Genomic DNA, 20,861 nt, shown 5'->3' on the forward strand with positions numbered 1-20,861 from the left:
CCAGCCGGTTGGCGGCGGGAGTCACGCACCCAGCAACCTTTTCTGCCCCCCGATATGAAAAACGTTTTCGCCTCCCTGCTCCTCACCGGCACCCTGGCTTCGGCCGCGCAGCAAGCCGCCGCCCAAGTGGCCGCTAACCCCGCCGCCACCGCCCTAGGTACCCTCACTGGCACTGTAGCCGATAGCACCTCGCGCCAGCCGCTGGCCTTCGCTACAGTAGTCGTGCGCTCCGCTACCGATGCCAAAAACCTGCTGAGCATGGTGACCACTGATAGGGGCGCATTCAGCTTTGCGGGCCTAGCGGCCGGTGCCTACACTTTGGAGGTCCGCTACCTCGGCTACCGCTCGGGCCGACCCACGGCCGTAGCGGTGGGCACGGGTAGCAACCCCGCCGTGGCCGTGGCGCTGGCCCCCGAGCACCACGCGCTGGCCGAAGTGAAAGTAACGGCCGCCAAGCCCTTCATCGAGCAGCAGGCCGATAAGCTGGTGCTGAACGTGGCCGCCAGCCCCATCGCCGCGGGCGGTACCGCTGCCGACCTGATAGGCCGCGCCCCCGGCGTGCTAGAGCAAGGCGGCGGCTACCAGCTGCGCGGCAAAAGCGTGACCGTGATGCTCGATGGCAAGCTCACCAACCTGAGCGGCGACGAGCTGAAAAACATGCTCAGCGCCATGCCCGCCAATAGCCTGGATAAGGTGGAGCTCATCGCCAACCCCTCGGCCAAGTACGACGCCAGCGCCAGCGCCATCGTGAACCTAGTAACGACCAAGAGCCTGAAGCTGGGCACCAATGGCACGGCTACCCTAGGCGTAGGCGCCGGCCGCTACGGCCGCTACAACGCGGGCTTTAACCTCAACCACCGCACCGAAAAGCTAAACGTGTACGGCGGCCTCGACCGCCTCGACAACCAAACCTACAGCACCACCAGCGCCGTGCGCGCCCTCAGCTCCGAAGGCCAGCTCGCCGAAAACAGCCTCGAAACCCGCCGCCTCCAAACCAACAACGCCAAGCTGGGCTTCGACTACGACCTGAGCAAAACCACCTCAGTGGGCGTGCTGGTGAAAGGCATGCTCACCGACCGCACCCGCGACGCCGAAAGCCAGGCACTCCTCAGCGCGACGCAGCAGGCCACCCTGGTGCGCCTCGAAGGCGCATCGCAGGTAATAAGCCCCGCCATGAATGCTTACTACAAAACGGCTTTCGCGAAGGGTAAAACGCTGCGTGTGAACGCCGACTACTTCAGCTACGCTAAAGATTCCTACAACGACTACGCCACCAGCACCCGCGACGCAAGCGGCCCGGCCGACTTGCTGCGGGACAACTCGCCGGCCCGCAACTCGGTGAAATCGGTGATGGCTGACTACTCGCAGCCGCTTTATAAGGGTACGTTTGAGGCTGGTCTGAAAGCCATCTCCACCGTCACCGACAACGATATCCGTTGGGAGCAGGCCTCCGCCGGTCAACCTTGGACTACCGACCTAGGCAAAACCAACCACTTCGTGTACCGTGAAAATGTGCGCGCCGCCTACGCCACCTTCAGCCGCGACATCAAGAAGGTGTCGCTGCAAGTGGGCCTGCGCGCCGAGCAAACCAACACCACCGGCACCTCGCTTACCACGGGCCAAAGTACGGAGCGTCAGTACCTCAACTTCTTCCCCAGCGTGTCGGCGCAGTACAGCCGGTCGGAGAAAACGCAGTTCGGCTTCTCGTATCGCCGCAAGATTGAGCGGGCCCAGTTTGGGATTGTCAATCCATTCCTGACCTACATCAGCCCCTACCGTTACGTGCAGGGCAACGCTAACATTCTGCCCTCGCTCTCGCACAACCTGGAGCTGAGCTACTCCTACGGCAGCCTCCTCTCGGCGGCCGTGAGCTATAGCCGCTTCAGCGACGTCATCACCGAGAGCTACCAGAGAAACGACGTCACGCAGGTAGTCATCAACTCCTTCGCCAACTACCGCAGCGCCGACCAGCTCAGCGCCACCCTGACCCTGATGAAGCCGCTGTTGAACAACAAGTGGCAGACCGTGACGACCCTAAGCGTGCTGGCTGCCCAAGTGCAGGGCGGCCCCGGCACCATCGGTCTGGCCAAGTCTAGCCCTGGCGCCTACTTATCCAGCAACCACACTATCACGCTGCGCCCCGGTCTCAAAGCCGAAGTAGCCGCCTCTTATGCGTCACCTATGACCTTCGGCGGGCTGGCGATGCGGTCGAGCTACAGCGGCAACGTGGGCATCTCGCAGACCGTGCTCAAGGGCGCTGGCACGCTCACGCTCAATGTCACGGACATCTTCAACACCCAGCGCACCCGCTATGAAGTGCTCGCCGCCGGCCTCAATTCGCAAAACGTCAACAAGTTCGAGAGCCGCTTTGTGAAGTTGAACTTCAGCTACAAGTTTGGCAACCAGAAAGTAAAGGCCAGCCAGCGCCGCGAAACGGGCGTGGAAGCCGAGCGCTCGCGCATGGAATAAGTACTACGGGGGCCTTTCTGACTATGAAAACAGCGACGGCGGCTGGTACGGATAGCTCCGCACCGGCCGCCGTCTTCGCGTTATTCTCTCCACCGGGTGGGCACGGCTCGGTAGGCGAAGTAGGCAAGTTGGTAGAAAAAATGCGGCGGCTCGGTGCAGTTGGCCGCATTTTCGCGTTTAACCGTAATTGGCGGGGCGGTTACTTTTGCCCACGACCACCTATTACCTCTTCCTGATGCGTAAGATTCTCTTTGGTTTTCTGCTCTTTCTGGTGGTGCTAGTTGCAGCAGCGGCGCTAGCGCCCTTTCTCTTCAAGGACAAGCTGCGCGCGCTGGCCGACAAGCAGATAGCGCAGCGCGTGCGCGCCAAGGTGCAGTACAATCCCGCCGATATAGACGTGACGCTGCTGAGCACGTTTCCCGACCTAGGGCTCGATATTAAGAATCTGCGCGTCATTGGCGTCGACTCGTTTAGCCGCGATACGCTGGCCTACCTGCCCCGCCTGCGCGTGGGCCTCGACCTGATGAGCGTTATCAAGGGCCAGCAGATTGATATCAAGAGTGTCAACCTCGACCAGCCCGACATTGCGGTGAAGGTGCTGAAAAGCGGCCGGGCCAACTGGGATATCATGATTTCGGACTCGGCCGCGGCGGCCAAGGGCCAGGATACCAGCGCCGTGAACCTCGCCATCCAAGGCTGGAAAATTGACAACGGCCGCCTGCGCTACGACGACCGCAGCATCCCGTTTAGCATGGATGCACGCGGCATCAACCATACCGGCAAAGGCGACTTTGCGAAGAATATCTTCGACCTGACCTCGAATACCAAGATTGCCAAGCTCACGGCCAACTATGCTGGGGTAGACTACTTGACCGACAAGCAAGTAGACGCCGACATCGCAATGGCGATGGATCTGACCAAGAGCCTCTATACCTTCAAGGAAAACCAGGTAAAGCTGAATGACTTTCCATTTAGCTTCGCGGGTGCTATCGGGCTGCCCAATGCCACAGATATCACTTACGACATCACCTTCAAGGCGCTGCAAACTGACTTTAAGAACATTCTAAGCCTAGTGCCAGGCGTATTCAACGAGCAGTTTAAAGACGTGCAGGCCGCTGGCCAAGTTGCCTTTAATGGCTACTACAAGGGCGTGCAAAACAAGCTGCGCATGCCCGGCTACGGCGTAAACTTGACCGTGACCAACGCCCGCTTTAAGTACCCGCAGCTACCTAGGGAGGCCAAAAACATCAACGTGGCGATGGTAGTCGACAACCCCTCGGGCTTCACTAATAACGTGAAAGTCAATGTATCGAAGTTTCACCTCGACCTAGGGAACGACCCGGTAGATGGCAGCGTGGCCATCGACGGCTTGGAGCCGATGAAGGTGGACGGCCGCGTGAAAGCTAACGTGAACCTAGCCGAAGCGCTGAAAGTGTATCCGGTGGCGGGCATCAACATGCGCGGCCAATTTTTCGTGGATGCCACGGCCAAGGGCACCTACTCAAAAACCCAGATGCCAGTGGTAAACGCCGCTATCAAGATGAGCAATGGCTACGTGAAATCGAACCAGTTTCCGGCCCCGATTGAGGATATCAACTTGAGCGGCACGGTAGTGAACAGGACCGGCCAGGTGAACGATACCTACGTGAACTTGCCGCAGTTTCACATGGTGCTGGAGGGCGAGCCGCTCGACGGCCGCCTCACGGCGCACAACATCAACTCGCCCATCTTCGACGCCAACGTGAAGGGCACGGTGGACCTCACGAAGATGACCAAAATCTTCCCGCTCGAAGGCATGACCGTAACCGGCCGCGTGAGCGGTGACATCGCCGCCGCCGGCAACATGGCCGACGTGGAAGCTGGCCGCTACCAGAACGTAAAAGCGAGCGGCGCCGTGAAGGCCAGCAACATCACCTACAAGAGCAAGGACCTGCCGCAGGGCGTGAAAATCAGCAGCGCAGCTGGCACGTTCAATAACAATCAGATTAATATTCAGAGCCTAAACGGCACGGCTGGCTCGTCCGACTTTGCGGCCAATGGCACTGTGAGCAACTACCTAGGGTACCTCTTCACGCCCGGCCAGCCGCTACGCGGCACCATGAACGTGACCTCGCACAACTTCAACGTCAACGAGTTTATGGTGGACCCGGTGAGCGAAAAGCCCACTGCTGGCGCCGTGAAAGCCGCCCCCACGAAGGCCGATGGCGTGGTGCCGATTCCGAAGTTCTTTGACCTCGTGCTGAACAGCAAGGTTGACAACGTGACCTACGACAACCTGAAGCTGCAAAACGCTACCGGCACAGTGACTGTGAAGAACGAGGTGGCGTCGCTGAAAAACCTCACGTTTAATACCCTAGGGGCTACCTTTGGTACCACCGGCAGCTACAACACGCAGGACTTGGCGCACCCCAAGTTTGACCTAGGGCTGAACATTAAAAACCTGGATTTCCAGAATGCTTTCAAGGCCTTTAACACCGTGAAGGCGCTGGTGCCGCTGGCCTCGGCGGTGCAGGGCGTATTCGGTACCAACTTCAGCGTGAGCGGCGAGATGGGCCAAGACATGCTGCCCAAGCTGAGCACGCTGAGCGGCAAGGGCCTGTTTGATATTGTGAAAGCCAGCGTGTTGCAGTCACCGGTACTGAGCCAGATTTCAAACCTAACCACCCTGCCCGAACTCAAAAATCTGCAAGTGCTGAATAAGGTCGTGAACGCTCAAATCGTGAACGGCAACCTTGTGGTGCAGCCCTTCGACCTGACGGTGGGCGACGTGAAAATGACTCTCGGTGGCACCAATAGCCTGCAAGGCATCCTGTCGTACGTGGCCGCCATCAACGCGCCCACCGGCAAGCTCGGCAGCACCGTGAGCAACAAGCTGACGCAGCTAACGGGCGTGCAGAACATCCAGGGCACCGACCGCGTGACACTGGGCCTCAACATCGGCGGCAACATCACGAGCCCAGTGGTGAAGCTGACCAGCGGCAGCCTCAAAGACCAGGGCAAAGCCATCGTGACCAACGTGGTGAAAACCAAGCTCACCAGCACGCTGCTCGACCTTGCCAACAAGAACCGCGCGAAAAACGATAGCACCCAAAAGGCCACTGCCATCACGCAGCAAAACGCGCAGGAGCAGTTGAACCTGGAGGTGCAGAAGCGTAAACTGGAAGCCCAGGAGAAGGCCAAGCAAGCCATCGGTAAGGGCTTGAATAGCCTTTTCGGCGGGCGCAAGACCACGCCGGCCGCTACACCTGCTACCTCGGCCCCGGCCGATACGACAAAGAAAGCCACGCCTTAGTGCGGAGGTTATTGGCAAAATTTTTGCCGTAGAAAGCCCAGCTGCCAATCCGGTAGCTGGGCTTTTTAGTACATTCTTACTCTTATCTACAGTACAGCTTTTATGCAAAAATATCGTCTCCTAGGGTTGGCCAGTGCCGCTTTGCTAGGCTTAGCTAGTTGTTCCAAAAATTCTTCAGAAAGCGCTGGTTCGGCCAAGCTGGAAGTTCGGCTCACCGATACGCCTGGCAACTTCAGCGCCGTAGTACTCGATGTGCAGCAGGTAGAAGTGCACCTCAAAGACGAAAACGACCCGAGCGGTTGGCAAACACTGGCTTTCACGCCCCAGGCCGTAAATGTGCTCGACTATGTCAATGGCAAGTCGGCGCTACTGGTAAATACTGACTTTGCCCCCGGCGACCTCAAGGAAATCCGCCTGATACTAGGGCCAAATAGCTACGTAGTGGGCACCGACAACCAGCGCTACGACCTGAAAACGCCCAGTGGGCAGACCTCAGGCGTGAAGCTGAAGCTCGACAAGGTGACGCTGCAAGCCAACGCCACTTACCAACTGCTACTCGATTTTGACGTCGCTAAGTCCATCGTGGAGCGCGGCAACTGGCGGGCCGGCAACGACAAGAAGGAACGCTACTTGCTCAAGCCCGTTATTCGGCTGGTGGCCCAAAACCTGCAGGGCGGCCTCAGCGGCACCGCAAACCCGGCCGCCGCTCGGCCGCAAGTATTGGCCATTCGCTCGACCATACTCGGCCCCGACACCGTGAGCACGTTTGCTGATGCTTCGGGGGCTTTTCAGCTTAGGGGCTTGGCGGCCGGTACGTACCAGGTGCAGTTCTTCCCGACCACTACGGCGCCTGCTGGGCAGTCCGCTTATAAAAATGTGGGAGTACCAAACATTACCGTAACCACAAACCAAGTAACTAGCCTAGGGGTGACGCAGTTGCAGTAACCTGAAATATGTCGATGATTAGGTAATTCATTGATTGACAACGCAAAGCATTAGGTGTTAGCGGCCACTGTTGCCAATTAGCACAGCTGCTGTTGCACGAAATGGATTGATAATGTGCCGGGTTGCGGGAAATGTTCGTATAAGGACATAGCCGTGGTCCGGCATTTTTTCAGGTCATTTTCAAGGCGTAAGCTTAAAGGCAAACGTAAAAAATGCGTAGGTTTGTAACAAATTTCATCTTTTCTTCATTATTGGTTTCGACTTGAGCGAATTGCTTTGAGCAAGTCGCCATGAACACACTTTAAGGAAAAACAGGATACCGTATGGCATCACACGCTACGGCTGGCTTGCCGCCGCCCACCCCCTGGCAACGCCTCACTCGCATGCTCGACACCGAGCGCACTACCATCCGCTACATCATTTTCTACGCCGTTCTCACGGGGCTTATCAGCCTGTCGCTGCCCCTAGGTACGCAGGCGGTATTTAACCTCGTTTCGACCGGGGCCGTGTTTAGCTCGACCTACATCTTAGTAGCCGTGGTAGTGGGTGGAGTGCTGCTGGGTGGCATCTTGCTGGTAGGCCAGATTACGCTGGTTGAGGCCATCGAGCAGCGCATTTTTGCCAAGGCCGCCATTGAGTACGCCTACCGGTTGCCACGCATCAAGCCCGAGGCGCTAAAAGGGCTGGACGCCAAGGAATTGGTCAATCGCTTTTTTGATATTCTGACCGTGCAGAAGGGCCTCACCAAGCTGTTGGTAGACGTCATGTTCGCGGTGCTTCAGATTTTGATGGGCGTGATTGTGCTGTCGTTCTACCATCCCATTTTCATTGGGTTTGGCTTATTTACCATTCTGTCACTGGGGTTTGTGTATATGCTCAACTACCGGCGGGCCCTGCGCACCAGCATCGAAGAATCGGCTTATAAGTACGAGCTGGTGGCCTGGCTCGAAGAAGTGGCCGGCCGCCTCGACGAGGTGCGCAACGACGATGCCCAAGAGCACAAAACCTTGGCCCGCGCCGACGAGCTGACCTCCGAGTACCTACACGCCCGCAACGAGCACTTTCGCGTGCTCAAGTCTTACTATAACTATGGCATTGCCCTGCGCACCATCCTCACGGCGGGCCTGCTGATATCGGGCACGCTCTTCGTGGTATCGCGCCAAATGACCCTAGGGCAGTTTGTGGCCGCTGAAGTACTTATCGTGATGATTAGCGGCTCGATAGAAAAGTTGATGACTAGCATCAACACCATTTTTGACGTGCTGACGGCGGTGGAAAAAGTAGCTGCCGTGACCGACCTACCCATGGACGAGCATAAGAATTCTATTGCCTTCGAGAATGCTTAATATTTCTAACCAGCACGTTATCGATGAAGTGTGGGAGCACGTGCCCCGGCAGTCGCGCCCCGAGTTGCTGCGCACCTACGCCAGCCGCAAGCTGGGCCGCCTCCTGATGGTCATCGGTATCGTATTCATTATCATTTTGTTCTTGCCCTGGCGCCAGACCATCGAGGGTTTTGGTACGCTCACGGCTCTCTCGCCCGAGGACCGGCCTCAAAATATTCAGAACCAGATAGCTGGCCGTATCGAGCACTGGAACGTGCGCGAAGGTCAGTTTGTGCGTAGAGGCGACACGCTGCTGATGCTGTCGGAGGTGAAAGATGAGTACTTCGACCCCAACCTCCCCCAGCGCTTGCGCGAGCAGCTGGCTGCCAAGCGGGGCAATGTAGCGGCCTACCAGGCCAAAATAAACGCTACCGACCAGCAGATTGCTGCCCTGCGCGCTACGCTGGAAGTGCAGCTCGAATCGGCTCGCAACAAAGTAGAGCAGGCGGAGAACTACCTCAACAGCGACCGTGCCGACCTAGTAGCCATTACCAATTTCTACGAAACGTCGCGCGCCCGGCTGCTACGTTACGAGGAAGGCTACAAAAACGGCTTGTTCTCGCTTACCGACATCGAAACGCGCCGCCTCAAGCTGCAAGAAGACCTAGCCAAGGTGACCTCGCAGCGCAACAAGGTGAATAGCAGCATCCAGAACCTAGCCAACGCCCGCATCGAGCTAGCCAACCTGCGCGCCAAGTACGGCCAAGACCTAGCCAAAGCGAACTCCGACCGCAGCACGGCCGTGGCCAGCCGCGAGACCTATGAAGGCGAGGTAGCCGCCACCCGCAACAAAATTGCCAATGTGGCTGTGCGCCGCGACCTCTACGTGGTGCGTGCCCCCCAGACGGGCTACATCGTGCGGGCCCTCAAGGCCGGTATCGGCGAGACCATTAAAGAGGGCGAAAGCATTGCCACCTTGCAGCCCGAGGCCCCGGCCCTGGCCGCCGAAATCTACGTGCGGGCTATGGACGTACCTCTCATTCAGCGTGGGCGCACGGTGCGCTTGCAGTTTGAGGGCTTCCCGGCCATCCAGTTTTCGGGTTGGCCCTCGGCCGCGGTCGGTACGTTTGGCGGCGAAGTCACGGTGATAGACGTGGTGAATAGCCCCGGCGGCAAATACCGCTTGCTGGTGCGCCCCACCCAGCCCCAGCGCGGCGACAAACCCTGGCCCAAACAACTGCGCCTAGGCTCGGGTGTGCAAGGCTGGGTTATCCTTGACTCGGTGCCCGTGTGGTACGAAATCTGGCGGCAGCTCAACGGCTTCCCGCCCACCCTGAGCAAAGAACCCGAGGTAACTCCAACCAAATCTGATTCTGGCAAAGCCACCAAGTAGCCGCTTATGCCCTTGTTTTTCATTTTAGTAACTATTCTTCATCGGCTGGCCCGCGGTTGCGCGGACTTTGTAGTCCGCGTACGTTCGGTATGCTCGCTGGCGAACGCGGACTACAAAGTCCGCGCAACGGCCTTGCTGGTGCTCCTCGCTGGCCCTGCTTTGGCCCAAGACCCACAGCTGCCAGCTCGCCGCTCGGGCCTAGAGCGCGCGCCGCTCCAGACAATGCAGCTCGATGAAATTCGCCCGGCCGATACGGCCAAGGTTTTCTCGCTGCAAGACCTGGCCGAGCTAGTGTTTGCTAACCACCCCATTGTGAAGCAGGCGGCCCTGCTCAGCGAGGAGGGCCGCAGCCAAGTACTGCAAGCTCGCGGTGGCTTCGACCCTAAGCTAGAAGCCGACTTTCACCGCAAGCTGTTCGGTGGCACCGAGTACTACAATAACTGGGGCAACCAACTCAAAATCCCTATTCTGCCTGGTGGCATCGATATTAAGGCGGGCTACGACCGCTATGTGGGCGTGTACACAAACCCCGAAACCCGCACACCCGTCAATGGGCTGGCTGGTATTGGCTTGTCGGTGCCCATCGGGGCGGGGCTGTTTATTGACGCTCGACGCAGTACGCTGCGCCAGGCCAAGGCCCTGCTGACCGCTGCCGAGGCCGACCGTGTAAAGCAGATAAACGAGGTATGGCTGCAAGCCGCCAAAGACTACTGGAACTGGTACTACTCGTACCAGCAAATCCAGCTTATCCGCGAAGGCATTGCGCTGGCCAACCGCCGCTTTCAGGCCACGGCCCGCCGCGCCCAGATTGGCGACCAAGCTCCCATCGACTCGGTGGAGGCCCAAATCACAGTACAGGACCGCTTGGTGCAGTCGACCCAGTTGCAAGTAGAGCTGCAGAATGCCCGCCAAGTGCTTTCCAACCACCTCTGGAACAAGGACGGCCAACCCGTGGAACTGCCCGACTACGCTGCGCCCCAAATTCCGGTGCTCGACACGGTGAGCCGCGCTCAGTTTCAGCAGCTAGCTGAGCAGGCCGCGGCCAACCACCCCACGCTGCTGAAGCTAGGTGCCAAAATAGCCCAGTACCGCATCGAGGAGCGCTACCGCCGCGAAATGCTCAAGCCCAAGCTGAATGTGAGCGGTACGCTCATTAGCCAGGGTAATTTTTACCGAAGCGAAGTGCCTAGCTACTACAACTTTGGTATGGATAACTACAAGCTGGGCGTTGATTTCTCATTTCCGCTTTTCCTACGTGCCGAGCGCGGCAAGCTACAGTACGCCCGTATTCAGCTCAAGGAATTTGCCCTAGAGCAGCAGCAGAGCCGGCGTACCATCGCTACGCAGGTCAACAACGTGTACAACACGCTTAAGGCCTACGAGCAGCAGTTGGCTTTGCAGGCCCAAACTATCAAAAACCAGCGTACCCTTCTGCTTGCGGAACTGCAAAAATTTGAGCTAGGCGAGAGTACCATCTTCCTCATCAACGCTCGCGAAACCAAACTCATCGACCTGCGCATCAAGCAAGAAAGCCTGCGCGCCGGCTACGAAAAGTCGCGGGCCGAGCTGTATTACTACGCCGGTACTAGGTCGGTAGATAAGTAGGTAAATAGTAAAAAGACCTGTCACGCTGAGCTCCGCGGGGCATCTTGGTTGGATGTACGAGGTTAGTATTCCTCACACAATCCGCCAGGATGCTCTGCGGAGCTCAGCGTGACAGGTCTTTTAGGTAAGCTAGTAGCCTAGTTCTGCTGCTGTACTTGACCGCTCATTTCGCGGCAGTAGGTGATGAAGTCGGTATTGACGGGCTCTAGGCCGCCTTCGCGCATCTTGGTAGCCACTTGACCACGGTGGTAGCTGGCGTGCACCACGCAGTGCGTCAAGATGTCGCTCACTTGGCTGTCGAAGGCATCGCCCTGTGAGTTGCTGTATTGGATGTGGCGGTGCAGCTCGGGGTCGTCGGCGTTGGCGCACAGCTCGGCAAAGCGCTGCGAGGTCTGCTCGTGCCAGTGGTGCAAGCCAGCTAGGTCGTGCTCCTGCCACACTTTCAGGGGGCTGGCCGCGCCCGATAGACGCGCAATCCAGATGGCCTGGGCATTGATAACGTGGCTGAAAATGCGCAGGGCAGCCGTTGGCAGCTCTTTGCCCGCGGCGGCCGATGAATCGAGGCGACGCAGCAGCGTTTCGTTTGCCCATACGTTGAATACGCCGAGCTTTTCGATGGTATTAACCATGAGAGTTCTAAGTTAGGGGGTTTGGAGTTTTGAGTGGGCAAAGCCGGCTCTCGCGCCAAAGCTAGTTTACCCACGGCAGCCCATAGGTATAAGGCAAGTCAAAACGCTTGACGTGAAACCCAAAACTTGTTATCAGCGTGGGTCTTGCCACACTAGCAGCTCATTGGTTTTGCGCTTGTCGAAGTTGGCGCACTGGCCATCGCCCTTGCCCGTGATGCCGCCTTCGGGGTGGCACAGCACTTTGCCTTTGGTGTCGTACACGGTCGATTGCTGGTCGCAGCACGGGGCCGATTCGTAGTACACAGTTTGGTCCTCGTACTGGTAGCGCACAATGCGAATAACAGGATTACGCTTGCGCGTGGCCAAAATATTCTGAATGCGCTGCCGCAGCCACAGCGGCCGGGCCGAACTATCGACGCGCATGTCGCGGGCGGGCACGGCATCGACCGTATTGGTGCTAGTGGGGGCGGGGGTTTCCACATTGCGCACAAAGCCTTCGGATGGTGGTGTAGTGGGGGTATTCACCACGACATCTTGCTGGCAGGCACCTAGGAGCAGCGCCAGCGCGGTAAACGAGAGGAGCGAACGACGCATAGCGGAAAAGGGTAGAAAAGCACGCATAAAAGTGCTTCACCTTACGCCAACCAGCCCGGAAAGTTAGCGCGGCAGCAGCGCCCACACCTTGGGTCCAAATACTAGCCCGCCCACTACCACGGCGCCTAGGGCTGCCAGCAGCACCGCCCCGGCGGCTACATCCTTGGCCTTGCCCGCCAGCGGGTGGTAGCCCGGCGACACGAGGTTGGTCAGTGTTTCGATGGCCGTGTTAAAAAGCTCAGCGGCCCACACGCTGGCTACCGACAGTCCTACCAGCGCCCATTCAGTCGGGCTTAGCTGGAAATAAGCCCCTAGACCTAGTACCAGCACCGTAGCAGCCGCGTGAAACTGTAAGTGCAGCTCAGAGCGCAGCGCCACCCACACGCCCCGCAAGGCGTGCCCAAAGCTGGCCGCCCGGCGCCTGAGCAGACTGCGCTGCTGGGCCGCGGGCGGTACATAGGTTTCGGGTTCTTCCTCCTCAAGCATAGTACTCCCGAAAAACACTTTGGCGCAGCCCTTCCCACTCGGGGCGGATGATGCTGAAAATAACCGTGTCGCGCCGGATGCCGCCCTGCGTGAGGCGGTGCCGCCGGAGCGTGCCTTCTTCAGTGGCACCCATGCGACGCATGGCCTGCTGCGACTGCTGGTTGCGGGCGTCGGTTTCGAGCTCGACTCGCTCGTAGCCTAGGTGGTCGAAGGCGTAGCTGAGCAGTAAGTGCTTAGCGGCCCGGTTGAGGCCACTGCCCTGAAACTCGCGCCCCAGCCAAGTGTAGCCAATACTGAGACGTTGGTCGGCGGGCACAATGTTGTAATAGCTGGTGCTGCCTACTAGCTGCCCCGTAGCCCGGTCAATGATAGCAAACGCGTAGCGCCGGCCTGCTTCGCGGTCGAGCACCGCCGTGGCCAAGTAGTCGGCCAGGCTCACGGCATCATCGGCACGGCTAAGTGTGAACTGCCACACGGCCGGGTCGAAAGCCGCTGGTTTCAACGCTTCAAAATCGGCGGTGTCGAGCGGCCGCAGCCGCACACGGTTGTTTTCGAGCACAATAGACTGCGAGAAGTTCATAGGCTTAAGAGCAACTGGTTTATGCAAATATGCCAGCCGCAGCGGAGTAAACCGGGGTAAGCGGCTCACGCACTTCGCTGCGGCTGGCATATAGAGCAATAAAACCGGCTGGTGGCCGCCTAGGTAGCACCTTCGGCTTATGGGCCACACTACCAGTCACCTAGGGCATTACCTCTACCCAGCCTTTGAGGGAGGGCTGGCAATAGCGCTCGTTCTCTAGCAAATAGTAATACAGGCCTGGGGCCTGGCCCTGGCCCCAGTCATTATGGTAGTCGGTGGTGCTGTACACCAGTCGGCCCCAGCGATTAAATACTTGTAAACGAGTGCCAGGCTCGGCTGGCCGCAGCTCCAGCATGTCGTTGAGGCCATCGCCATTAGGCGTGATAACGTTGGGCGGCAGGATGGTTCGCCGCAGCTCTACGCGCACTTGCCGCGTGAAAGTGCAGCCATTGGTGGTGACGGTCACGCCATACACGCCCGAGGTACTTACGGGTAGGGTACTGGTAGTTTGGCCGCCATCCCAGCGGATGGTGCTGCCTGCCGCTGCGCGCACTTGCAGGTTTAGGTTGCCGTTGGTGCAGAGCGTCGTGTCGGCCGGGAAATGCGGCACTGCTACGGCGCGCACCAGTATGCTGTCGCGGGTGCTGCAGGCGCCGTTGCTCACCACCACGCGGTAAGTACCGGGCTGGCTGACAGCCAGGGTGCGGGTGGTGGCGCCAGTGCTCCAGCGGTAGCTGTAGCCCGCGCCGACCACGGCCTGCAGCGTCACAGTGCTGTTGGGGCATAGTACGGCCGTGGTGGGCAGCGCCCGGCCCGGGATGCTTAGCACACGCACCAGCACGCTCGTCGAGTCAAGGGTGTTGCCGCCGCAGCCGCCCACCGCGGCGCGGCGGACGCGCAGCCACACGCGGTAGGTGCCGGGTGCTGCGTACAAGTGGCTAGGGGCAAACGTGGTATCGGCGGGGCTGCCATCGCCAAATGTCCAGCGGTAGCGCTGGGCATTGCGGCTGCCGTTGCCAAACTGCAGCCGGGCCGGCGCACAGGCCGAGTCGGGCCGAGTAATGCTGGCTAGCAGCGTAGGGGCATTGCCTCCTGCCGCTTCTTGGTTGATGCTGATGGTTAGGACATCGTACCCATTGGTGCGGTTGGTGGGGCTGTAGGCGTTGGAGGGCGCGGCGTAAGAGCGCGTGTTGTCGCAAATACTTTGGTAAAGTGTTCCGTTTCGGGTGAAGCGATGCGAGCCCGAGTGCGTGTGGTTGACGCCATTGGTGCCAAAGGGCGAGTAAAACAAGAGCCGCGACGCGCCTACATCCAGCGTCAAGGTATGGAAACCCGCATTTGTAGTAGAGCCGGCTAGCAGGCCACCAGTTACTGGCAAGCTAAGGAAATTGAAGCCCGCTAGATATAGATGACCACAGTCATCTACTTGGAAGGCCGAGATATCGATAACGGGCAGCCGCCCTACATAGCGCAGCTGGCTGAAGTCGGCCGTGAGCCCCGCCACAAAAGTGGATGGTAGTGTGGCAGTGCCCAGCTGCACGGCGCCGGCAGTAGCACTCGGAAAAGTGCCTATTGATGCCCCCGCAATTATGGGAAGGCCGCTGGCATCTAGCGTTATTTTAGAAATGCTGCTTGAGCCGAATAGCACGCTGGCCTCAAGGGTGGTGCCCGTGGCCGACAAGCGCGTTATAAAGCCCGTGTAGCCTGCTGTGAGGGATACTGGAAACGCCCGGGTTGTAACCGGAAAATCAGCGGAAACGGTAATGCCGGCCAGCACGGGTTCGCCCGCGGCTGTTAGGGTTAGGTCACGCGGATAGTCTATGTTATTGCCACCTAGCAGCGTGCTCCAACGCATACCTAGGGTGTTGCCAGTCAGGCAAGTCACGAAGGCATCCTGCCCACCCCGGAGCGTTTGCGAAAGAGTACCTCCCGTGGTTGGAAAATTAGCAGACAAGGTGCTGCCCGTCACGAGCACATCGCCGTTAGGATGCAGTACCAACTCGCCGATACTCATAGTGCGCTGGCTACCGACGATGAAGCTAGTATACGGTGCATCGTTGCTCGAGCCGCCTAGGTAGGTACTAGCCAGTACGGCCGACCCAGCCGCATTGAAGCGAGTGACGGCCAAGTCGCCCTGGCCACCAGGCGTAGTAGATAGGCTGCCGCCCGTGACCGGAAAATTAGTAGAGTATATGCCACTCAGCGCGTACAGCTCGCCCGCTGCATTTACACGCATCGCGATAACGCGGTCATCACCATTGCCACCTAGGAAGGTGGCGTAGAAAAGGTTAGTGCACTGCGGGTTGAATTTCTGGATAACCCCTTCATTACTACCCTTCGAAACTGTTTGGTAGGCCCCCGGCGAAGCCGGAAAGCCTGAGCCAAAAGAGTAACCCGAGCTATAGGCATTGCCAGCCGCGTCGTAGGTGGCTGCCATGGCAAGTTGGTCAGAAGTCGACCGGCTATAGGTGGCCACTACCACGGGGTCTATAACGAGCGGGCGAGTGGTATCGTAGCCGGCAGGCAGCACAAAGCCCACGGTAGTGCCACGCAGAGTGTAGCGGCAGGGTACCGCCTGCCGGCCACCAGCCGCCGTGAGTTGGTAGGCTACCGGCCGCTGCTCGCGCACGCTGCCCACGCTGGTACGCACTAGCAAGCTGCCATCCTCAAGTAGCTGCAGGCCGCTCGCGCCGCGGTAACGCAGGCCGATGGCAGCCGGCGAGGCACCGGGCGCCAGCTCAAAATCGTACTCTAGCTGGCCGCTGGCTGTGCTGTGGCAGCGCAGGCTGGTGCCTGGGTAGAGGCCAGCATAGCGAACTTCATTGTACAGTGGCACGTGGCCGGCCCAGTGGTGCGGGTCATTGCCTATAAAGTAGTTGTGGTAAGCTGTTTGCAGCTGCTCGCCAGCTGGCTCAACGGCCTGGGCGCCCACAAAATCCACGAATACGGCGTGGTGATGCAGCGTCAGGCTGGCGCCGGTGGCTGGGTCGCGCTCAAGTACCTCATGCAAACGCTGTTGGTCGGCGGCCAGCAGCCAGTCATACACCAGCCCGGTAGAAGTCAGAAATGCCGTACCGCCCGGCAGGTTGGCACGGTAGCGAACGGCCGCCGGCCACTGCCCCCGATTAGCCACAAATGACAGGACTGGTGTTTTGGACGGCGCCGAGCTTGCTGGCAAGCAGCCTAATAAGCAACCTAGTAATGTAATGCTATGTAGTAAAAACCGTAAATATTTAACCATATAGTTGGTAAAGAATGGAAATAAACGTGTGAAAATAGCTGGTAAACTGCACCGTTTTCTGCCTGTTGGCGCGCAGCTTGGCATAGTACTGCTGAACAGGCACTACACAGCACCAAAAAAAGCGGGAGCCCTGACACTATGCGCCAAAGCTCCCGCTCGTAATTGCTGCGAATTAATGTTTATTTAATCTCGCCTACCATGTCCTCGGGCTTCAGCCACTGGTCAAACTCCTCGGGGGTGAGGTAGCCGAGCTGCACGGCGGTTTCCTTCAGGGTCGAGCCGTTTTTGTGAGCCGTTTGCGCAATTTCGGCGGCTTTGTAGTAGCCGATGTGCGGGTTGAGGGCCGTTACCAGCATTAGGCTGCTATCGACGTGCTTCTTAATGTTGGGCAGAATGGGCTCGATGCCCACGGCGCACTTATCGTTGAAGGCCACGCACACATCGCCGATGAGGCGGGCCGAGTGCAGGAAGTTGTAAATCATGACGGGCTTGAACACGTTCAGCTCGAAATGACCTAGGCTGCCGCCCACCGTGATGGCCACGTCGTTGCCCATTACTTGTGCCGATACCATGGTCATGGCCTCGCACTGGGTGGGGTTTACCTTGCCCGGCATGATGCTGCTACCCGGCTCGTTGTCGGGGATGTGCAACTCGCCAATGCCCGCGCGCGGGCCGCTGCTCAGCATGCGGATGTCGTTGGCGATTTTCATCAGGCTTACGGCCACAGTTTTGAGGGCGCCGTGGGCTTCCACGATGGCGTCGTGGGCGGCCAGGGCCTCAAACTTGTTTTCGGCCGTGATGAAGGGTAGGCCGGTGAGCTCGGCAATGTATTTGGCTACGTTCTCCGAGTAGCCGGGGGGCGTGTTGATGCCCGTGCCCACGGCGGTGCCACCTAGGGCCAGCTCGCTCAGGTGCGGCAGCGTGTTCTTGATGGCGCGCAGGCCGTGGTCGAGCTGCGACACATAGCCCGAAAACTCCTGGCCCAGCGTCAGCGGCGTGGCATCCATGAAGTGGGTGCGGCCGATTTTGACGATGTTTTTAAACTCTTCCGACTTCTTTTTCAGCGTGTCGCGCAGCTTCTCGATGCCCGGCACGGTAGTCTCTACCAAGATTTTGTAGGCCGCGATGTGCATGGCCGTCGGGAAGGTGTCGTTCGAGCTCTGCGACTTGTTTACGTCGTCGTTGGGAGCCAAAAACTTCTTCTCGTCCGAGAGCTGGCCGCCGTGCAGCACGTGGCCGCGGTAGGCGATTACCTCGTTCACGTTCATGTTGCTCTGCGTGCCCGAGCCAGTTTGCCACACCACCAGCGGGAAGGCATCGGCGAGCTTGCCTTCCAGAATCTCGTCGGCTACGCGGCCAATTAGCTCGGCCTTTTCGGCGTCGAGCACGCCCGCGTCGCGGTTGGTGAGGGCAGCAGCTTTTTTCAAATACGCGAAGGCTTTGATAATCTCCTTCGGCATCTTGTTGATGTCCTGCGCAATGGGGAAGTTCTCGATGCTGCGCTGGGTTTGGGCGCCCCAATAGGCGTCGGCGGGCACTTGCACCTGGCCCATGGTGTCTTTTTCGGTGCGGAACTGGCTCATTTAGGTGAGGTAGTGAGAGGGTGAACTAGGAGAGGACCGGACGGTAACGCCCGTTGGCATGCGCGCAAAAGTACAGTGTCGGCCCTGCCCCCGGCAGCCATTCCAACCCCAGCTGCGTAAGAACCCGCACTAGGTCACTAATTCACCCCCCACTAGTTATGAACCAGCCCACGCCCACCCCCGACCCGCATACCCAGCCGCCTGTACCCGTGCAAGGCGATGGCGTACCAGATTACAGCGACGTCGAAATCAAAACCGAGTCTGACCTGCCCACTCCCGACAAAGCCGGCGGCAGCGCCACCGAGCCCGAAAGCGGCGGCGGCTACAGCGGCTAGCCTAGGGCTGAGTATGGCCGTCAAAAACCGGTTGTCATGCTGAGCTTGCGAAGCATCTTATCATGTTAAAGTCAGTAACCCGAACGTGATAAGATGCTTCGCAAGCTCAGCATGACAACCGGTTTTTGAGGTGCTATTGAAATTCTAGTTAGCTTGGTAGGCCAGTATGAATACGTGCATCGCTTAGCCCAGCTTTATGACCTTTTCTACCCTAGTTCGCGCTACCAGCCTGCTGCTGGCTACCGTGTTGGCCGGCTGCCAGCCCAGCGCCCCCACCACCGTCGGCGCCCCAGCTACTGCTAGCCTTACCACCTATTTCCCCGCGCCCGAAGCAGGCGTGAAAACAGGCGGCGTGCAGGTTATCCCGATAACGACGCCCAAGGGCACCTTTAAGGTCTGGACCAAGCGCTTCGGCAATAACCCGAAAACCAAAATTCTGCTCCTTAATGGCGGGCCGGGCGCCACGCACGAGTACTTCGAATGCATGGAGAGCTTCTTGCCCCAGGAAGGCGTCGAGTTTATCTACTACGACCAGCTAGGGTGCGGCAATTCTGATAACCCCCGTGACACAGCCATGTGGAGCTTGCCGCGCTACGTAGAGGAGGTAGAGCAGGTACGCAAGGCCCTTAACCTAAATAAGGACAATTTTTACCTCCTAGGTCACTCGTGGGGCGGTATTCTGGCCGCTGAGTATGCGCTGAAATACCAGCAAAACATGAAGGGGCTTATCATCTCCAACATGATGATGAGCTGCCCCGCCTACGGCCGCTACGCCGATGAAGTGCTGGCCAAGCAGCTGAAGCCCGAAGTGTTAGCCGAAATTCGGCAAATTGAGGCCCGCAAAGACTTTGATAACCCGCGCTACATGGGGCTGCTAGAGCCCAATTTTTATGCACAGCACCTGTGCCGCATCGTGCCCAACCCCGAGCCGGTGACACGGGCCATGAGCAAAATCAACCAGTCGCTCTACGTGACGATGCAAGGGCCTAGCGAGTTTGGTATTTCGGGCAAGCTCACCACCTGGGACCGCACCAAAGACCTGCCTAAGCTCACTATTCCAGTGCTCAGCATCGGCGGCAAGTACGACACCATGGACCCGGCACACATGCAATGGATTGCAACCCAAGTAAAATTAGGCAACTCGCTCATCTGCCCCCAGGGCAGCCACATGAGCATGTACGACGACCAGCAAACTTATATGACGGGCCTAGTAAAATTCCTGAAGTTGGTAGAAGACGGCTCCATCAAGCCCGGCACGCAGCTGTGAGCCACCTAGGCTGGCCGCCTAAAACGGCACTGTCACATCTACCACCTGGGCGGCGCGGCGGCCGCCACTAATGCCGGGTATCCAGCTAGGGCCCTCGCACACGAGGCGCTGAGCTTCTTCGTCGTAGTCGGCGCGCAGGCCGTGCAATACTTTGATTTGTTGAATCTTGCCGTCGGCCCCGATGGTGAGCCGCAGCTGTACGCTACCTGACAACGGGCGCTCGCCAGCTTCAGGCTGAAATTCGGCAGCAGCACGGCGTAGCTTCTCCCGCAGAGCCGAGTAGCCACCGGCGGGGGCCGGCGCAATGGGCGGAGCAGCTGGCATCAAGGCTTGCCGGCTAGGTGCGCTTTCCGTGGGGCGCATGAGCTGGGTGTCGGCAGCCTTTATAGTAAAACGCGGCTGGTTTGTATCGGCCGCAGCAGCAGGCGCGCTGCTAGCAAGGGGCGGCGCGGCAGGTAGTGCATTCGCGGGTTCGGCGCTGCCTGTGGCTAGCGGTGGAGCGGGTGGCGTGGCCGGAGTAGCTGGCTGCGCGGGCTGGTGGTGCGAACGGCGTGCGCTACTGCTCGCAACCTGAGCGCGCCGGTGCCGGGCTGGGGCACTAGCATACGCCGGCTTGCGTGCCGCAAGGGGTGGCGCGCTGGCCACTTCATTTTCGGGCGAGGCCACTGGGGTAGGAGCAACCGGTGGTGCTGGTGCTATTATGGGGGCCACGGCCACTGCCGGAGTAGTGTGTGCGGCATGGCGCTGCTGCCAGGCCCACCAGCCCCCAGCCACCAGTCCTAGTAGCAGGGCAGCGGCAGCGGCCAGCTGCGGTAGCAGCCAGCGGTTGCGGCGCTCTTCGCGGTCGTAGCGAGCGGGAGCGACTTGCTGCTGCACCCGCTGGCGCAGGCGCTGCTGAAGCTGGGTTAGTGCTTGGTCGGTAGTAGCAGGCGAGGTTTGCTGCAAGCCAGCCAAGATATCGGCGCAGCGCGGGCAGGCCAGCGTGTGGGCCTCTACGCGGTGCTGGCTAGCTGAGGCCAGTGTGCCCGCCGCATACTGGCGCAACAAGCCCATGGGCAGGTGCGGGCCGGCCGGGGTAGTGGCGTTCAATAGCGGATTGGTGGGCAGCATTCTTTTG

The 20,861-nt window shown here is 59.1% G+C and carries 15 protein-coding genes; 8 read left to right on the top strand and 7 right to left on the bottom strand.

What is annotated here, in order from left to right; genetic code table 11:
* Nucleotides 1-54: 54 nt before the first annotated feature.
* From FNT36_RS07680 to FNT36_RS07705, 6 genes are all read left to right on the top strand, one after another.
* Nucleotides 55-2,469 (top strand): outer membrane beta-barrel family protein, encoded by a 2,415-nt coding sequence (locus tag FNT36_RS07680; protein ID WP_144846103.1) that lies wholly within the window; start codon nucleotides 55-57, stop codon nucleotides 2,467-2,469.
* A 205-nt stretch (nucleotides 2,470-2,674) separates the two neighbouring features.
* Entirely contained in the window at nucleotides 2,675-5,761 is a 3,087-nt protein-coding gene (locus FNT36_RS07685) for an AsmA family protein (protein ID WP_233635761.1), read from the top strand.
* A 102-nt stretch (nucleotides 5,762-5,863) separates the two neighbouring features.
* Nucleotides 5,864-6,706, top strand: coding sequence for a DUF4382 domain-containing protein (locus FNT36_RS07690; RefSeq protein WP_144846107.1), 843 nt, complete (start codon nucleotides 5,864-5,866; stop codon nucleotides 6,704-6,706).
* Nucleotides 6,707-7,029: 323 nt separating this feature from the next.
* Entirely contained in the window at nucleotides 7,030-8,052 is a 1,023-nt protein-coding gene (locus FNT36_RS07695; protein ID WP_144846109.1) for an ABC transporter transmembrane domain-containing protein, read from the top strand.
* Nucleotides 8,045-9,424: an HlyD family secretion protein gene (locus FNT36_RS07700; protein WP_144846110.1), complete on the top strand. Its 1,380-nt coding sequence runs from the start codon at nucleotides 8,045-8,047 to the stop codon at nucleotides 9,422-9,424. Before FNT36_RS07695 ends, FNT36_RS07700 begins: the two co-directional genes overlap by 8 nt.
* A 159-nt stretch (nucleotides 9,425-9,583) precedes the next feature.
* Nucleotides 9,584-11,029 (top strand): TolC family protein, encoded by a 1,446-nt coding sequence (locus FNT36_RS07705; protein WP_233635762.1) that lies wholly within the window; start codon nucleotides 9,584-9,586, stop codon nucleotides 11,027-11,029.
* Between the two features lie 137 nt (nucleotides 11,030-11,166).
* On the opposite strand, the gene FNT36_RS07710 is transcribed toward FNT36_RS07705, so the two are convergent.
* From FNT36_RS07710 to fumC, 6 genes are all read right to left on the bottom strand, one after another.
* Entirely contained in the window at nucleotides 11,167-11,658 is a 492-nt protein-coding gene (locus FNT36_RS07710; protein ID WP_144846112.1) for a DinB family protein, read from the bottom strand.
* 132 nt (nucleotides 11,659-11,790) lie between these two features.
* Nucleotides 11,791-12,252 carry a DUF6970 domain-containing protein gene (locus FNT36_RS07715; protein ID WP_144846114.1) on the bottom strand — a complete coding sequence of 154 codons (462 nt, stop codon included), beginning with the start codon at nucleotides 12,250-12,252 and terminating at the stop codon, nucleotides 11,791-11,793.
* Nucleotides 12,253-12,315: 63 nt separating this feature from the next.
* Entirely contained in the window at nucleotides 12,316-12,738 is a 423-nt protein-coding gene (locus FNT36_RS07720; protein WP_144846116.1) for a diacylglycerol kinase family protein, read from the bottom strand.
* A complete protein-coding gene (locus FNT36_RS07725; protein WP_144846118.1) occupies nucleotides 12,731-13,318 on the bottom strand; it encodes a GNAT family N-acetyltransferase in 588 nt (195 codons plus the stop codon). The genes FNT36_RS07720 and FNT36_RS07725 overlap by 8 nt, the downstream gene beginning before the upstream one ends.
* Before the next feature lie 160 nt (nucleotides 13,319-13,478).
* A complete protein-coding gene (locus FNT36_RS07730; protein ID WP_233635763.1) occupies nucleotides 13,479-16,451 on the bottom strand; it encodes a DUF7948 domain-containing protein in 2,973 nt (990 codons plus the stop codon).
* Nucleotides 16,452-16,738: 287 nt separating this feature from the next.
* Nucleotides 16,739-18,142 carry a class II fumarate hydratase gene (fumC, locus tag FNT36_RS07735; protein ID WP_144846122.1) on the bottom strand — a complete coding sequence of 468 codons (1,404 nt, stop codon included), beginning with the start codon at nucleotides 18,140-18,142 and terminating at the stop codon, nucleotides 16,739-16,741.
* 158 nt (nucleotides 18,143-18,300) lie between these two features.
* Here fumC and FNT36_RS25420 point away from each other — a divergent pair, with 158 nt between their 5' ends.
* Entirely contained in the window at nucleotides 18,301-18,477 is a 177-nt protein-coding gene (locus FNT36_RS25420; RefSeq protein WP_233635764.1) for a hypothetical protein, read from the top strand.
* Between the two features lie 196 nt (nucleotides 18,478-18,673).
* Entirely contained in the window at nucleotides 18,674-19,744 is a 1,071-nt protein-coding gene (locus FNT36_RS07740) for a proline iminopeptidase-family hydrolase (RefSeq protein ID WP_144846124.1), read from the top strand.
* An 18-nt stretch (nucleotides 19,745-19,762) separates the two neighbouring features.
* Here the strand turns inward: FNT36_RS07740 and FNT36_RS07745 are convergent, their stop codons facing one another.
* A complete protein-coding gene (locus FNT36_RS07745) occupies nucleotides 19,763-20,854 on the bottom strand; it encodes an energy transducer TonB (protein WP_144846126.1) in 1,092 nt (363 codons plus the stop codon).
* Between the last annotated feature and the right edge of the window lie 7 nt (nucleotides 20,855-20,861).

This window comes from Hymenobacter setariae (assembly GCF_007713685.1).
In the GTDB taxonomy this organism is placed as follows: Bacteria; Bacteroidota; Bacteroidia; order Cytophagales; family Hymenobacteraceae; genus Hymenobacter; species Hymenobacter setariae.

What these genes read in the sequence shown, in the direction of transcription:
- FNT36_RS07680 (WP_144846103.1), top strand. Translation starts at nt 55, where the DNA reads ATGAAAAACGTTTTCGCCTCCCTGCTCCTCACCGGCACCCTGGCTTCG.
- FNT36_RS07690 (WP_144846107.1), top strand. Translation starts at nt 5,864, where the DNA reads ATGCAAAAATATCGTCTCCTAGGGTTGGCCAGTGCCGCTTTGCTAGGC.
- FNT36_RS07695 (WP_144846109.1), top strand. Translation starts at nt 7,030, where the DNA reads ATGGCATCACACGCTACGGCTGGCTTGCCGCCGCCCACCCCCTGGCAA.
- FNT36_RS07700 (WP_144846110.1), top strand. Translation starts at nt 8,045, where the DNA reads ATGCTTAATATTTCTAACCAGCACGTTATCGATGAAGTGTGGGAGCAC.
- FNT36_RS07710 (WP_144846112.1), bottom strand. Translation starts at nt 11,658, where the DNA reads ATGGTTAATACCATCGAAAAGCTCGGCGTATTCAACGTATGGGCAAAC.
- FNT36_RS07715 (WP_144846114.1), bottom strand. Translation starts at nt 12,252, where the DNA reads ATGCGTCGTTCGCTCCTCTCGTTTACCGCGCTGGCGCTGCTCCTAGGT.
- FNT36_RS07720 (WP_144846116.1), bottom strand. Translation starts at nt 12,738, where the DNA reads ATGCTTGAGGAGGAAGAACCCGAAACCTATGTACCGCCCGCGGCCCAG.
- FNT36_RS07725 (WP_144846118.1), bottom strand. Translation starts at nt 13,318, where the DNA reads ATGAACTTCTCGCAGTCTATTGTGCTCGAAAACAACCGTGTGCGGCTG.
- fumC (WP_144846122.1), bottom strand. Translation starts at nt 18,142, where the DNA reads ATGAGCCAGTTCCGCACCGAAAAAGACACCATGGGCCAGGTGCAAGTG.
- FNT36_RS25420 (WP_233635764.1), top strand. Translation starts at nt 18,301, where the DNA reads ATGAACCAGCCCACGCCCACCCCCGACCCGCATACCCAGCCGCCTGTA.
- FNT36_RS07740 (WP_144846124.1), top strand. Translation starts at nt 18,674, where the DNA reads ATGACCTTTTCTACCCTAGTTCGCGCTACCAGCCTGCTGCTGGCTACC.
- FNT36_RS07745 (WP_144846126.1), bottom strand. Translation starts at nt 20,854, where the DNA reads ATGCTGCCCACCAATCCGCTATTGAACGCCACTACCCCGGCCGGCCCG.